Source organism: Variovorax sp. GW821-FHT09B01, from assembly GCF_059418345.1.
Window position 1 is genome coordinate 297272 of the sequence record NZ_JBWKPQ010000006.1, and the last position, 14172, is coordinate 311443.

13 protein-coding genes are annotated in these 14172 nt (G+C 68.9%); 4 read left to right on the forward strand and 9 right to left on the reverse strand.

Translation table 11 applies throughout. The features are described from left to right. Nucleotides 1–93: 93 nt before the first annotated feature. From AC07RV_RS20405 to AC07RV_RS20415, 3 genes are read left to right on the forward strand one after another with little or no spacing between them, the layout of a single operon-like run. Complete coding sequence (locus AC07RV_RS20405) at nt 94–1548, forward strand: polyhydroxyalkanoate depolymerase (protein ID WP_296789008.1); 1455 nt, start codon at nt 94–96, stop codon at nt 1546–1548. 16 nt (nt 1549–1564) lie between these two features. Next, entirely contained in the window at nt 1565–2197 is a 633-nt protein-coding gene (locus AC07RV_RS20410) for an RnfABCDGE type electron transport complex subunit B (RefSeq protein WP_296789006.1), read from the forward strand. Further along, a complete protein-coding gene (locus AC07RV_RS20415; RefSeq protein ID WP_208512238.1) occupies nt 2194–2832 on the forward strand; it encodes a LysE family translocator in 639 nt (212 codons plus the stop codon). Before AC07RV_RS20410 ends, AC07RV_RS20415 begins: the two co-directional genes overlap by 4 nt. A 13-nt stretch (nt 2833–2845) precedes the next feature. On the opposite strand, the gene yedA is transcribed toward AC07RV_RS20415, so the two are convergent. Continuing rightward, complete coding sequence (yedA, locus tag AC07RV_RS20420; RefSeq protein ID WP_093342675.1) at nt 2846–3751, reverse strand: drug/metabolite exporter YedA; 906 nt, start codon at nt 3749–3751, stop codon at nt 2846–2848. A 117-nt stretch (nt 3752–3868) separates the two neighbouring features. Between yedA and AC07RV_RS20425 the strand changes: the two genes are divergently transcribed. Continuing rightward, a complete protein-coding gene (locus tag AC07RV_RS20425; protein WP_208512240.1) occupies nt 3869–4366 on the forward strand; it encodes an Lrp/AsnC family transcriptional regulator in 498 nt (165 codons plus the stop codon). 12 nt (nt 4367–4378) lie between these two features. On the opposite strand, the gene AC07RV_RS20430 is transcribed toward AC07RV_RS20425, so the two are convergent. The 8 genes from AC07RV_RS20430 to scpA are packed head-to-tail and all read right to left on the reverse strand — an operon-like array spanning nt 4379 to nt 14167. Beyond that, on the reverse strand, nt 4379–4867 hold the full coding sequence (locus tag AC07RV_RS20430) for a VOC family protein (RefSeq protein ID WP_057593644.1): 489 nt from the start codon (nt 4865–4867) through the stop codon (nt 4379–4381). Then, on the reverse strand, nt 4864–5895 hold the full coding sequence (gene bioB, locus AC07RV_RS20435) for a biotin synthase BioB (RefSeq protein WP_296789002.1): 1032 nt from the start codon (nt 5893–5895) through the stop codon (nt 4864–4866). Before bioB ends, AC07RV_RS20430 begins: the two co-directional genes overlap by 4 nt. Then, nucleotides 5895–7943, reverse strand: coding sequence for an acetyl-CoA carboxylase biotin carboxylase subunit (locus AC07RV_RS20440; RefSeq protein WP_296789000.1), 2049 nt, complete (start codon nt 7941–7943; stop codon nt 5895–5897). The genes bioB and AC07RV_RS20440 overlap by 1 nt, the downstream gene beginning before the upstream one ends. Before the next feature lie 17 nt (nt 7944–7960). Next, nucleotides 7961–9505: an acyl-CoA carboxylase subunit beta gene (locus tag AC07RV_RS20445; protein WP_093342678.1), complete on the reverse strand. Its 1545-nt coding sequence runs from the start codon at nt 9503–9505 to the stop codon at nt 7961–7963. Nucleotides 9506–9526: 21 nt separating this feature from the next. Further along, entirely contained in the window at nt 9527–10507 is a 981-nt protein-coding gene (locus AC07RV_RS20450; RefSeq protein WP_296788998.1) for a hypothetical protein, read from the reverse strand. Further along, entirely contained in the window at nt 10495–11529 is a 1035-nt protein-coding gene (gene meaB / locus AC07RV_RS20455; protein WP_296788996.1) for a methylmalonyl Co-A mutase-associated GTPase MeaB, read from the reverse strand. The genes AC07RV_RS20450 and meaB overlap by 13 nt, the downstream gene beginning before the upstream one ends. Beyond that, the gene (locus AC07RV_RS20460) at nt 11523–11996 is read right to left on the reverse strand and encodes a GNAT family N-acetyltransferase (RefSeq protein ID WP_093342682.1); all 474 of its coding nucleotides are present in this window, start codon (nt 11994–11996) and stop codon (nt 11523–11525) included. Before AC07RV_RS20460 ends, meaB begins: the two co-directional genes overlap by 7 nt. A gap of 8 nt (nt 11997–12004) precedes the next feature. After that, nucleotides 12005–14167, reverse strand: a complete 2163-nt coding sequence (gene scpA, locus AC07RV_RS20465) for a methylmalonyl-CoA mutase (protein ID WP_296788994.1) — start codon at nt 14165–14167, stop codon at nt 12005–12007. Nucleotides 14168–14172: the final 5 nt, after the last annotated feature.

The window sequence follows — 14172 nt, forward strand, 5'->3', positions numbered from 1 at the left end:
CTCCGAGGGCCTTCCCGGGCCTAGGGTTAGGCCCCCTGCGCGTGTCGAAATGCGCTGATATATTGCACCGCAACATTCCAACTCGACACAGCGATGCTCTACCAACTCTACGAAGCCCAGCGTTCCCTCATGGAACCGTTCGCGGACTTCGCCCAGGCCGCCTCCAAGCTCTACAGCCCCGGCGCCGTCTGGAGCCAGCTGCCCGGAGCGCAGCGCATGGCGGCGAGCTACGACCTGCTCTACCGCCTCGGCAAGGACTACGAGAAGCCCGAGTTCAACATCAAGTCGGTCAAGGTCGACGGCGACGACGTCGTGATCCAGGAAGTGATCGAGCTGGAAAAGCCGTTCTGCCAGCTGCGCCGCTTCAAGCGCTTCACCGACGAACCGCACATCCTCAAGACGCTCAAGAGCCAGCCCGTGGTGCTGGTGGTGGCGCCGCTGTCGGGCCACTACGCCACCCTGCTGCGCGACACGGTGCGCACCCTTTTGCAGGACCACAAGGTCTACATCACCGACTGGAAGAACGCGCGCCTGGTGCCGCTGTCGGACGGCGAGTTCCACCTCGACGACTACATCAACTACGTGCAGGAGTTCATCCGCCGCCTGCAGGCCGAGTACGGCAACTGCCACGTGGTCAGCGTGTGCCAGCCCACGGTGCCGGTGCTGGCCGCCGTGTCGCTGATGGCCAGCCGCGGCGAGGCGCTGCCGCTCACCATGACGATGATGGGCGGCCCGATCGACGCCCGCAAGTCGCCCACGGCGGTCAACAACCTCGCGATGAACAAGAGCTTCGAGTGGTTCGAGAACAACGTGATCTACCGCGTGCCCCAGGGCTTCCCGGGCGCGGGCCGGCGCGTCTACCCTGGCTTCCTGCAGCACACGGGCTTCGTCGCGATGAACCCCGACCGCCACGCGAGCAGCCACTACGACTACTTCAAGGACCTGATCAAGGGCGACGACGCGAGCGCCGAGGCGCACCGCAAGTTCTACGACGAGTACAACGCCGTGCTCGACATGGACGCCGATTACTACCTCGAGACGATCCGCACCGTGTTCCAGGAATTCGACCTGGTCAACGGCACCTGGGACGTGAAGAGCCCCACGGGCGAGGTCGAGCGCGTGCGGCCGCAGGACATCCGCGCCACCGCGCTGCTCACGGTCGAGGGCGAGCTCGACGACATCTCGGGCTCGGGCCAGACCGAGGCCGCGCACGAGCTGTGCACCGGCATCGCCGATGCGAAGCGCGAGCACTACGAGGTCAAGGGCGCGGGCCACTACGGCATCTTCAGCGGCCGCCGCTGGCGCGAACTGGTCTATCCGAAGATGCAGAAGTTCATCGCCGCCAACGACCAGCCGCAAAGCCGTGCCGGTGAACGCGAGAGCCTGCCGGCCGAGGACAAGGTCAAGCCCGGCCGCAAGCTGGCCACCACCACCGCCAAGGCGCCCGCCAAGAAGGCGGTGCCGGCCAAGAAGGCGGCACCGGCCGCGAAGCGCGCGCCCGCCCCGAAGAAGACCGTGACGCGCAAGACCGCCGCCGCGGCGCGCTGAGCGCCCAACTCCTCCCGTGAACGGACTGGCCGCACGCATCCACGACGCACTGCCCCAGACGCAGTGCACCCGTTGCGGCTACCCGGACTGCGAGGGCTATGCGCAGGCCGTGGCGAGCGCCGAGGCCGAGATCAACCAGTGCCCGCCGGGCGGCGCCGAGGGCGTCGAGCGGCTCGCGCGGCTCACCGGCCGCCCCGTGCAGGCGCTCGACCCGGCCTTCGGCACCGAGGGCCCGCGCAGGCTGGCGGTGATCGACGAGGCCTGGTGCATCGGCTGCACGCTGTGCCTCGATGCCTGCCCGACCGACGCCATCCTCGGCATCAACAAGCGCATGCACACCGTGATCGACGCGCACTGCACGGGCTGCGAACTCTGCATCCCGGTCTGCCCGGTCGACTGCATCTCGCTCGAGGACGCCACGCCGGGCCGCACCGGCTGGCAGGCCTGGTCGCCCGCGCAGGCGGCCCATGCCCGCGCGCGCTACGCCCTGCATGGCCAGCATCGGCCCACCGATGCGCGCCAGGGCAAGAAGCGCCCCGAAGCCGAGGTCGCGGCGCCCAGCGCCGAGGCCCGTAAGCGCTCGGTGGTCGAGGCCGCGCTCGCGCGCGCCCGTGCCGCCTCCCAACGTCCTTCCACACCCAAGCCATGAACCTCGACACCCTGCTCGTCTTCGTGCTCGCCTCCCTCGCGCTCGCCGTGATCCCGGGCCCGACCATGCTGCTCGCGCTGTCGAACGGCATCGACGGCGGCATGCGCCGCGCGAGCTGGGGCATCGTCGGCGCCTCGCTCGGCAGCAGCATCGTGATCGCGGTGGTCGCGCTGGGCCTGGGCTCGCTGCTGGCGGCTTCGGAATGGCTGTTCAACGCGATCCGCGTGGCGGGCGTGGCCTACCTCGTGTGGCTCGGCATCAAGCTCTGGCGCAGCGACGCCACCGACCTCGGCGCCGCGCTCGCGAAGTCCTCGCCCGAGAGCCGGCTGCACGGCCGCATCGCGCTGCTGCGCAGCCTCGCGGTGGCGCTGTCGAACCCCAAGTCGCTGCTGTTCTTCGCGGCCTTCCTGCCGCAGTTCGTCGACATCGCGCAGCCGCAGGGCCCGCAGTACCTGCTGCTGGGCGGCATCTTCGTGCTGCTCGACACCTGCGTGATGCTGGCCTATGCCGGCGCCGGCACGCAGGCCGTGCGCTGGCTCTCGAAGCGCGGCCTCAAGGCGCTGAACCGCGGCTGCGCCGTGGGCATGTGGCTGCTGGCGGCCACGCTCGCGGTGTGGCGCCGCCCGGGCGCCTGAGCCACGGGCCCGCTCAGTTCCTGGCCGAGCGCTTGAGCAGCAGCATCAGCACGCCCGCCAGGATCACCGTCACCGCGTACCACTCGAAGCGAGTGACCGTCTCGCCCGCGATCCACACGCCCAGCAGCATCGCGATCACCGGATTGACGAAGGTGTAGCTGGCGGCCAGCGCGGCCGGCGCGCGCGCCAGCAGCAGCATGTAGGCGTTGAAGGCGATCAGCGAGCCGAACACCACCAGGTAGAACCAGGCCGCCGTGGCCTGCGGCGCGGGCGGCCACGCGAGGCTCTCGCCCGAGACCGCCGCCAGTATCAGCAGCACCACGCCGCCGCAGATCATCTCGCTCGCGAAGCCCATCGCACCCGGCGCGAGCGGCAGCGCGCGCTGGCTCAGCACGCTGCCGGCCGACCAGCAGACGCAGGCGATGGAGATCGCGGCCAGCCCGGCCGGCGAGGCCTGGAAGCCGCTGCCCTGCGTCAGCATCAGCACGCCGACCAGGCCCAGCGCGATGCCGATCGCCTCGAGCTTCGTCGGCACGATGCCCCAGATCAGGTTGAGCAGCGCGATGATCAGCGGCACCACCGCGATGAAGGCCACCACCAGGCCCGAGCCCACCGAGACCTCGGCATGCGCCGTGCCGCCCATGCCGCCGCCCAGCATCAGCGTGCCGACCACCAGCGCGTTGCGCCACTGCAGCCGGTTCGGCCAGGGCGCGCCGCGCCAGCGCATCCAGGCCGCGAGCAGCAGGCCCGCGAACAGGAAGCGCGAGCCCATCTGCAGGAAGGGCGGGAAGCTGATCAGCGCGTACTTGATCGCGAGGTAGGTCGAGCCCCAGACCAGCCAGGTGGCGGCGAGGCAGAGCCAGATGATCGGCGGCAGTCCGCCGCGCGCGGACGGCGTGGAAGTGGCGAGCGAGAGCATGTCGAGGGTGTCTGTTGTTGTGAACCTGGCCGGCTCCATGGTATGAAGGCCGCCGCCGCGCTTCCATGCGCAAATCACGGTTCTGGCGGCTCGCGGCCGTCGATTTGAAGGACTTCGATGGAATCCACCTTGAACCCCACGCTCGATGCCCACGACACCCGCATCCTGGCCGAGTTGCAGAAGGACGCGCGCCTCACCATGGCCGAGCTCGGCCGCCGCGTGCACCTGAGCCAGCCGGCGGTGACCGAGCGCGTGAAGAAGCTCGAGGCCGCGGGCGTGATCAGCGGCTACCGCGCCACCGTCAACCTGGCCAAGCTGGGCTACGGCATCCGCGCGATGATCCGCGTCGGCCGCGCCGACTACGACCGCGTCGTGAAGCTGGTGCAGGACACGCCCGAATGCGTGAATGCCTACAACGTGACCGGCGAGGACAGCTGGATCCTCGAGATCGCGGTGATCGACGTGAGCCACCTCGATGCGGTGGTCACCAAATTCTGCATCCTCACCGAGACCGCGACCTCGATCATCCTGAACCCGGCGCGCGAGCACCAGCCGATGCTGCCGCCGCACCGCTCGGACGTGAAGCCGCCGATAAGGAAGGTCGTGAACGCCTGAAGGCGCCCGGGCTCAGCGCCCGGCGAGCGCGTCGAAGGCCTTCACCACCTCGGGCGGCGCCTGCACCATCTCGATCAACACGCCCTCGCCCGCGATCGGGAACTCGTCGTTCGCCTTCGGATGCAGGAAGCAGATGTCGAAGCCCGCCGCGCCCTTGCGGATGCCGCCAGGTGCGAAGCGCACGCCCTGCGACGTCAGCCATTCGACGGCCGTCGGCAGGTCGTCGATCCACAGGCCCACGTGGTTGAGCGGCGTGGCATGCACCGCGGGCTTCTTCTCGGGATCGAGCGGCTGCATCAGGTCGACCTCGACCTTGAACGGGCCGGTGCCGATCGCGCAGATGTCCTCGTCGACGTTCTCGCGCTCGCTTCGGAAGGTGCCCGTGACCTCGAGCCCCAGCATGTCGACCCAGAGCTTCTGCAGCCGGGTCTTGTCGGGACCGCCGATCGCGATCTGCTGGATGCCCAGCACGCGGAAGGGACGTTGGATGGCGCTCGTCATTGGCAGGACTCCGGGTTCGTTTCGGTCGAGGCGCGGTGCGAGCGCAGCCCCAGCTTGCGCAGCAGCTGCACGTCGGCCTCGACGTCGGGATTGCCCGTGACCAGCAGCTTGTCGCCGTAGAAGATCGAATTCGCGCCGGCCATGAAGCACAGCGCCTGCACCGCCTCGCCCATCTGCTGGCGGCCGGCCGACAGGCGCACGCGCGCGGTCGGCATGGTGATGCGCGCGACCGCGATCATGCGCACGAAGTCGAAGGGATCGATCGGTTCCGAGTCGGCCAGCGGCGTGCCGGGCACGCGCACCAGGCTGTTGATCGGCACCGACTCGGGGTACGGATCGAGGTTGGCCAGCTGCGCGATCAGCCCCGCGCGGTGCACCGGCGCCTCGCCCATGCCCACGATGCCGCCGCAGCACACGCTGATGCCGGCGCCACGCACATGGGCCAGCGTGTCGAGCCGGTCCTGGTAGCTGCGGGTGTCGACGATGTCGGTGTAGTACTCGGGCGCGGTGTCGAGGTTGTGGTTGTAGTAGTCGAGGCCCGCGGCCTTGAGCTGCTGCGCATGGTGCGGCTCGAGCATGCCGAGCGTGGCGCAGGTCTGCAGGCCCAGGCCCTTCACGGCCTCGACCAGCACCGCCACCTTCTCGACGTCGCGGTCCTTGGGCGCGCGCCAGGCCGCGCCCATGCAGAAGCGCGTGGCGCCCGCGTCCTTGGCGGCCTGCGCGGCGCGCAGCACCTCGTCGACCTCCATCAGCTTCTGCGCTTTCACGCCGGTGTCGAACTCGGCCGACTGCGGGCAGTAGCCGCAGTTCTCGGGACAGCCGCCGGTCTTCACCGACAGCAGCGTGGCCAGCTCGATGTCACCCGCGGGAAAGTGCTGGCGGTGCACCGTCTGGGCCTCGAACAGCAGTTCCATCAGCGGCTTGTCGAGCAGCGCCTGGATCGCCTCGACCGACCAGCGGCCCTCGGGCGCTGGCGCCGGCTTCGCAGGCCGGTGCAGCACCACCGCCTGCAGGTCGCTGGCCCCCATCAGTTGAACTCCAGGATGATCTGGTCGACCGCGAGCGACTCGCCCTTGGCCGCGGAGATCTTGCCGACCACGCCGTCCTGCGCGGCGAACAGCACGTTCTCCATCTTCATCGCCTCGATCACCGCGAGCTTCTCGCCGGCCTGCACCTGCTGGCCCGGCTGCACCGCCACCTCGACCAGCAGGCCCGGCATCGGCGACATCAGGAACTTGCTGAGGTCCGGCGGTGCCTTGTGCGGCATCAGCGCGAGCAGGCGCGCGCCCAGCGGCGACAGCACCATGGCCTCGATCTGGCGGCCGTCGTTCGACACCCGCAGCGCCAGCGGATTCTTGCCGGCGCCGCGCTCCACCTGCGCGGTGAAGGGCTTGTCGTTGACGATGCCCTGCACGCGCACCGCGCCCAGCGCGAGGCTGCTGTCGATCTTGTAGGTCTTGCCGCTGACCGTGACCGCGCTCGCGCCGGTCTTGCCGTGGAAGTCGCTCACGGTCACCGGGTGGTGCACGTGCTCGCCCTGTGCGCCGAGCTCGACCACCACGAACTGCTCGCCCACCTTCACGCCATGGCCCTCGAGCTGGCCGCTGATGCCCGAGGCGCGCGCGCGGTAGCGGCGGTGCACGTAGGCCGCCAGCGCGACCAGGAAATCGGGCTCGCTGTGCGGCACGTCCTCGGCATGGAAGCCCTTGCCGTAGTGCTCGGCGATGAAGCCGGTGTTGAAGTCGCCGGCCACGAACTTCGGATGCGCCAGCAGCGCGGCCTGGAACGGGATGTTGCTGCTGATGCCGCGGATCACGAAGCCGTTGAGCGCCTCGCGCATGCGCGCGATCGCGTGGTTGCGGTCCTTGCCGTGCACGATCAGCTTGGCGATCATCGAGTCGTAGTACATCGGGATCTCGCCGCCCTCGTACACGCCGGTGTCCACGCGCACGCCCTGCAGGTGTTCTGTGTCGCTCGCGAACATGGTCTCGGCCGGCGGCTGGAATTTCACCAGCCGGCCGGTCGAGGGCAGGAAGTTGCGGAACGGGTCCTCGGCATTGATGCGGCACTCGATGGCCCAGCCGTCGCGCTTGACCTGCTCCTGCGTCAGCGGCAGTGCCTCGCCGGCCGCCACGCGGATCATCAGCTCCACCAGGTCGAGGCCCGTGATGCACTCGGTCACCGGATGCTCCACCTGCAGCCGGGTGTTCATCTCGAGGAAGTAGAAGCTCTGGTCCTTGCCGACCACGAACTCCACCGTGCCCGCGCTCTGGTAGTTCACGGCCTTGGCCAGCGCCACCGCCTGCTCGCCCATCGCCTTGCGCGTGGCGTCGCTGATGAAGGGCGACGGCGCCTCCTCGATCACCTTCTGGTGGCGGCGCTGGATCGAGCATTCGCGCTCGTTGAGGTAGATCACGTGGCCGTGCGAGTCGCCGAGCACCTGGATCTCGATGTGCCGCGGCTCCTCGACGAACTTCTCGATGAACACGCGGTCGTCGCCGAAGCTGTTGCGCGCCTCGTTGCGGCAGGAGGTGAAGCCCTCGAAGGCTTCCTTGTCGTTGAAGGCCACGCGCAGGCCCTTGCCGCCGCCGCCGGCCGAGGCCTTGATCATCACCGGGTAGCCGATGTCCTTCGCGATCTCGACCGCGCGCTCGGCGGTCTCGATGGCGTCGTTCCAGCCCGGAATGGTGTTGACCTTGGCCTCGTTGGCGAGCTTCTTCGAGGCGATCTTGTCGCCCATGGCCGCGATCGAGTAGTGCTTGGGGCCGATGAAGGCGATGCCCTCTTCCTCGACCCTCTTCGCGAAGCCCTCGTTCTCGGAAAGGAAGCCGTAGCCCGGATGCACCGCCTCGGCGCCGGTCTTCTTGCAGGCTTCGATGATGCGGTCGGCCAGCAGGTAGCTCTCGCGGCTGGGCGCGGCGCCGATGTGCACGGCCTCGTCGGCCAGCTCGACGTGGCGCGCCTCCTTGTCGGCGTCGGAATAGACGGCGACCGTGAGGATGCCCATCTTCTTGGCAGTTTGAATGACGCGGCAGGCGATTTCCCCGCGGTTCGCAATCAGGATCTTCTTGAACATGTTCTTCTCCGTGCGGCTCAAAGCGGAATGTTGCCGTGTTTGCGCCACGGGTTCTCGAGCTTCTTCTCGCGCAGCATCACCAGCGAGCGGCAGATGCGCTTGCGCGTCTCGTGCGGCAGGATCACGTCGTCGATGTAGCCGCGCGCGCTCGCCACGTAGGGGTTGGCGAAGCGGGCCTTGTACTCGGCCTCGCGCGCAGCGAGCTTGGCCGGATCGTTCTTGTCCTCGCGGAAGATGATCTCGACCGCGCCCTTGGCGCCCATCACCGCGATCTCGGCGCGCGGCCAGGCCAGGTTGACGTCGCCGCGCAGGTGCTTCGAGGCCATCACGTCGTAGGCGCCGCCGTAGGCCTTGCGCGTGATGACGGTGATCTTCGGCACCGTGCACTCGGCATAGGCGTAGAGCAGCTTGGCGCCGTGCTTGATGATGCCGCCGTACTCCTGGCCGGTGCCGGGCATGAAGCCGGGCACGTCGACGAAGGTCACGACCGGGATGTTGAAGGCATCGCAGAAGCGCACGAAGCGCGCGGCCTTGATGCTGCTCTTGATGTCGAGGCAGCCCGCCAGCACCAGCGGCTGGTTGGCGACGATGCCCACGGTCTGGCCTTCCATGCGCGCGAAGCCGATCACGATGTTCTTCGCGTAGTCGGGCTGCAGCTCGAAGAAGTCGCCGTCGTCCGCGACCTTGAAGATCAGCTCCTTCATGTCGTAGGGCTTGTTCGCGTTCTCGGGCACCAGCGTGTCGAGCGAATAGTCGGGCCGGTCGGCCGGGTCGCCCTGGCCGTTGTTGCCCAGGCGCACCGGCGGCTTCTCGCGGTTGTTGAGCGGCAGGTAGTTGTAGAGGCGGCGCAGCATCATCAGCGCCTCGACGTCGTTCTCGAACGCCATGTCGGCCACGCCGCTGCGCGTGGTGTGGGTCACGGCGCCGCCCAGTTCCTCGGCCGTCACGCTCTCGTGCGTCACGGTCTTCACCACCTCGGGGCCGGTGACGAACATGTAGCTCGAGTCCTTCACCATGAAGATGAAGTCGGTCATGGCGGGCGAGTACACCGCGCCGCCCGCGCACGGGCCCATGATCATGCTGATTTGCGGCACCACGCCCGAGGCCATCACGTTGCGCTGGAACACGTCGGCATAGCCGCCGAGCGAGGCCACGCCCTCCTGGATGCGCGCACCGCCCGAGTCGTTGAGGCCGATCACCGGGGCGCCGACCTTCATCGCCTGGTCCATCACCTTGCAGATCTTCTCGGCATGCGCTTCGCTGAGCGCGCCGCCGAAGACGGTGAAGTCCTGGCTGAAGACGAACACCAGGCGGCCGTTGATCATGCCGTAGCCAGTGACCACGCCGTCGCCCGGGATCTTGTTGTCGGCCATGCCGAAGTCGGTCGAGCGGTGCTCGACGAACATGTCCCATTCCTCGAAGGTGCCGTCGTCCAGCAGCAGCTCGAGGCGTTCGCGCGCCGTGAGCTTGCCCTTGGCATGCTGCGCGTCGATGCGCTTCTGTCCACCGCCCAGGCGGGCCTGCGCACGGCGCTTTTCGAGTTCGTCGATCAGTTCTTGCATGAGAAAAGCCTCTTTGAAAAATCAGCAGTCATAGGTTTCGCTGTACTGGAACGATGCCCCCGGCATGGTGGCCAGGATGTCCATGAATTGCGCGATCGCGCCGCACCGCTCGCGCGGGCGATAGGGCGACGTGTTGGTGAGCGGGCCGAACGAGAGATCGGTGCTGCCGCCGCCCTTGGCCGGCAGCACCTGCACCCATTGCGCCGCGAGGCTTTCGCCGCGGCGGCAGAAGACGGTGTCGTGGAGATCGGAGACGCCCCAAGCATCGCCCGCGGCCGAGGACCACAGCACCAGTCGGTGATTGGCGGCGCCATCGCCCTGCAGCAGCGCGAAGCCGGACACGGTGAAGTGCAACGCGGGCATGCGCAGCACGCGCTGCGCCGCACTCCGCGCGAATTCGCGCGCGGGGCCGGCCTCGAGCCTCGCCACCGCATGCGCCTCGCGCAGCATGACGTCGAGCGCCGACTGCTCGCGCTGCCAGGCCTCGGCCCACGGCGCGGCGGCCGCGACCTCGTCGTCCCAGTCGACGAACAGGATGCCGCTGGTCTTTCCGGCCGCCTCGTCGTCGCGCGGCGCGCCGTACCACGAGACGCCCACGCGCACGCCAGCCAGGCGCCACTCGGCGCTGACAGCCACGCTCCAGGCGTTCTCTTCCTTGAAGCGCGCGGGCCGCGCGTCGCCGCGATCGGGCTCGCCGAACCGTTCGACCAGTTGCGCATGCGCGCGCAGCGCGAAGTCGACATGCGACTCGCCCGCGGGCAGGTCCAGCCGGTGCCACGCCTGCATCACCGGGCGCCCGGGGCGCGGCACCATGAGTTCCATGCGGCTGCTGCGCAGCCCGAGCACGTCCGCGCCCGCCACATGCCAGACGTTGACGCCCGCGGCCGTATGCGCGGGCCGCAGCCCGCGCGCCTCCAGCTGCTCGAAGGTCGTGCCCCAGGCAAAGCGTCCCGCCGCGGTGTCGAAACCGCGCGCGAAGCCGTGGTCGTTCAGCTGGCCCATGCGCTCTCGTCGCCTGCATAGAGGCCGAGCAGGCGGCGCGCCGCGGTCGACGGCGCCAGCTCGAGCGCGCCCACCTGGCCCAGCAGCGCCGGCAACTCCTCCTTCACGCGCGGGTGATGGCGGAAGGCATGGCGCAGGCCCGCTTCGATGCGGTCCCACATCCACGACTTGGCCTGCTGCTGGCGGCGGCCCATGAGCCGGCCGTTGGCTGCCTGCAGCGCGCGAAAACGCTCGACCTGGGTCCAGAACGCGTCGACGCCCTGCCCCAGCAATGCGCTGAGCTGGATCGCCTGCGGATGCCAGAAGCTCTCGTCGTGGCGCGCATGGTCGGGATGGCCGTGCTGGCCGAACAGCCGCAGCGCCGAGGTGATCTGCGCCTGCGCGCGCGTGGCGGCGTCCTTGTCGATGTCGGCCTTGTTGATGACGACCAGGTCGGCGATCTCCATCACGCCCTTCTTGATCGCCTGCAGGTCGTCGCCGGCGTTGGGCAGCTGCATCAGCACGAACATGTCGGTCATGCCCGATACCGCGGTCTCGCTCTGGCCCACGCCCACGGTCTCGACGATCACCACGTCGTAGCCCGCGGCTTCGCACACCAGCATCGCCTCGCGCGTCTTCTCGGCCACGCCGCCGAGCGTGCCGCTCGAGGGGCTGGGGCGGATGTAGGCGCGCTCGTGCACCGAGAGCCGTTCCATGCGCGTCTTGTCGCCGAGGATGGAGCCGCCCGAGACGGTGGACGAGGGGTCGATGGTGAGCACCGCGACGCGGTGGCCCTTGTCGATCAGCAGCAGGCCCAGGGTCTCGATGAAGGTCGACTTGCCCACGCCCGGCACGCCCGAGATGCCGAGCCGGAACGAGTTGCCGGTGCGCGGCAGCAGCGCGGTGAGCAGCTCGTCGGCCTGCGCACGGTGGTCGGCGCGGGTGGATTCGAGCAGCGTGATGGCCTTGGCGATGGCACGGCGCTGCGCCATGCCATCCGTCTCGGCGATCGCGCTTTGCAGCGCCTGGGCCGTGTTCAGCACGCGGCCTCCACGGCGAGGCGCCAGCGGTAGTGCAGGTCGACGCCCTCCTCGCCCTCGAGCACGAAGCCGTGCCGCAGGTAGAAGCGGTTGGCATCGCTGCGCACCAGCGCCGTGAGCTTGATGTCGCGCTGCTGCGCGCGCGCCTGCGCCTTGGCCCAGCGCATCACCCATTCGCCGATGCCCAGGCCCTGGAAGCCGGTGCGCAGGTACAGGTGGTCGAGCCGCAGCGCATCGGCGCCCTCGGGCTTGAGCGTGACGAAGCCGATGCGCCCGTCGCCGTCGAGCACGATGTGGTGCATGAACGGGATCACGAAGCCGGCGCTGAGCCGCTCGCGCGAGCGCGCGAGGTCGAAGCGGCCGACACGCTCGAGGCTCGGGCGCATCGCATCGATGCGCAGCGCCAGCATGTCCTCGAAATCGCTGGATTCCACGGGCTGCAGCGACAGCCGCGACAGGAGATCGCCCACGACGCTGCTCAGGCCGCGACCGCCGCGCGGATCTGCTCCAGCACGTCCTTCGCGCTCGCCGGGATCGGCGTGCCCGGTCCGTAGATGCCCTTCACGCCGGCCTCGTAGAGGAAGTCGTAGTCCTGGCGCGGGATCACGCCGCCGACGAACACGATGATGTCGTCCGCGCCCTGCTTGCGCAGCTCCGCGATGATCGCGGGCACCAGCGTCTTGTGGCCGGCCGCGAGCGTGCTCACGCCCACCGCATGCACGTCGTTCTCGATCGCCTGGCGCGCGCACTCCTCGGGCGTCTGGAACAGCGGCCCCATGTCGACGTCGAAGCCCAGGTCGGCGAAGGCCGTGGCCACCACCTTGGCGCCGCGGTCGTGACCGTCCTGGCCCAGCTTGGAGATCATCACGCGCGGACGGCGGCCCTGCTCCTCGGCGAAGGCGTTGATCTCGGTCTTGAGGTTCTCCCAGCCCTCGGCGGAGTCGTAGGCGGCGGCGTAGACGCCGGTCACCTTCTGGGTGTCGGCGCGGTGGCGGCCGAAGGACTTCTCGAGCGCGTCGGAGATCTCGCCGACGGTGGCGCGCAGACGCACCGCGTCGATGCTCAGCGCGAGCAGGTTGCCGCTGCCGTTCTCGGCCGCCTCGGTGAGCGCGTCGAGCGCGGCCTGCACCTTGGCGCCGTCGCGCGTGGCGCGGATCTTCTGCAGCCGCGCCACCTGCTGGTCGCGCACCTTCACATTGTCGATCGAGAGGCTCTCGATCGCGTCCTCGTTCTTGAGCTTGTACTTGTTGACGCCGACGATCACGTCCTTGCCCGAGTCGATGCGCGCCTGCTTCTCGGCGGCGGCGGCCTCGATCTTGAGCTTGGCCCAGCCGCTGTCCACCGCCTTGGTCATGCCGCCCATGGCCTCGACCTCCTCGATGATGGTCCAGGCCGCGTCGGCCATGTCCTGCGTGAGCTTCTCCATCATGTAGCTGCCGGCCCAGGGGTCGATCACGTTCGTGATGTGCGTCTCTTCCTGGATGATGAGCTGCGTGTTGCGCGCGATGCGGGCGCTGAACTCGGTCGGCAGCGCGATGGCTTCGTCGAGCGCGTTGGTGTGCAGGCTCTGCGTGCCGCCGAACACCGCGGCCATCGCCTCGATGGTGGTGCGCACCACGTTGTTGTAGGGGTCCTGCTCGGTCAGGCTCCAGCCCGAGGTCTGGCAGTGGGTGCGCAGCATCAGGCTCTTGGGGTTCTTGGGCTCGAACTCCTTCATGATCCGGCACCACAGCAGGCGCGCGGCGCGCATCTTGGCCACTTCGAGGTAGAAGTTCATGCCGATGGCCCAGAAGAAGCTCAGGCGCCCGGCGAAGCCGTCGACGTCGAGGCCCTTGGCCAGCGCGGTCTTCACGTACTCCTTGCCGTCGGCCAGCGTGAAGGCCAGCTCCAGCGCCTGGTTGGCGCCGGCTTCCTGCATGTGGTAGCCGCTGATCGAGATCGAGTTGAACTTCGGCATGTTCTGCGCCGTGTACTCGATGATGTCGCCGATGATCCGCATGCTCGGCGCGGGCGGGAAGATGTAGGTGTTGCGGACCATGAACTCCTTGAGGATGTCGTTCTGGATGGTTCCGCTGAGCTGGTCCTGCGCCACGCCCTGTTCTTCCGCAGCCACCACGTAGCCCGCGAGCACCGGCAGCACCGCGCCGTTCATCGTCATCGACACGCTGACCTTGTCGAGCGGGATCTGATCGAACAGGATCTTCATGTCCTCGACCGAATCGATCGCCACGCCGGCCTTGCCCACGTCGCCGGTCACGCGCGGATGGTCGCTGTCGTAGCCGCGGTGGGTGGCGAGGTCGAAGGCCACGCTCACGCCCTGCCCGCCGGCGGCCAGCGCCTTGCGGTAGAAGGCGTTCGATTCCTCGGCGGTCGAGAAGCCGGCGTACTGGCGGATGGTCCACGGGCGCACCGCGTACATCGTGGCCTGCGGGCCGCGCAGGTAGGGCTCGAAGCCCGGCAGCGTGTCGGTGTACTTCAGGCCCTGCAGGTCGGCCGCGGTGTACAGCGGCTTGACGCTGATGCCGTCGGGCGTGATCCAGTTCAGCGCGGCGACGTCGCCGCCGGGGGCCGACTTGGCGGCGGCCTTGGCCCAGGCCTCGAGAGTGGCGGGCTTGAAGGAGGGTTCGGGTTTGCTGCTCATGGAGG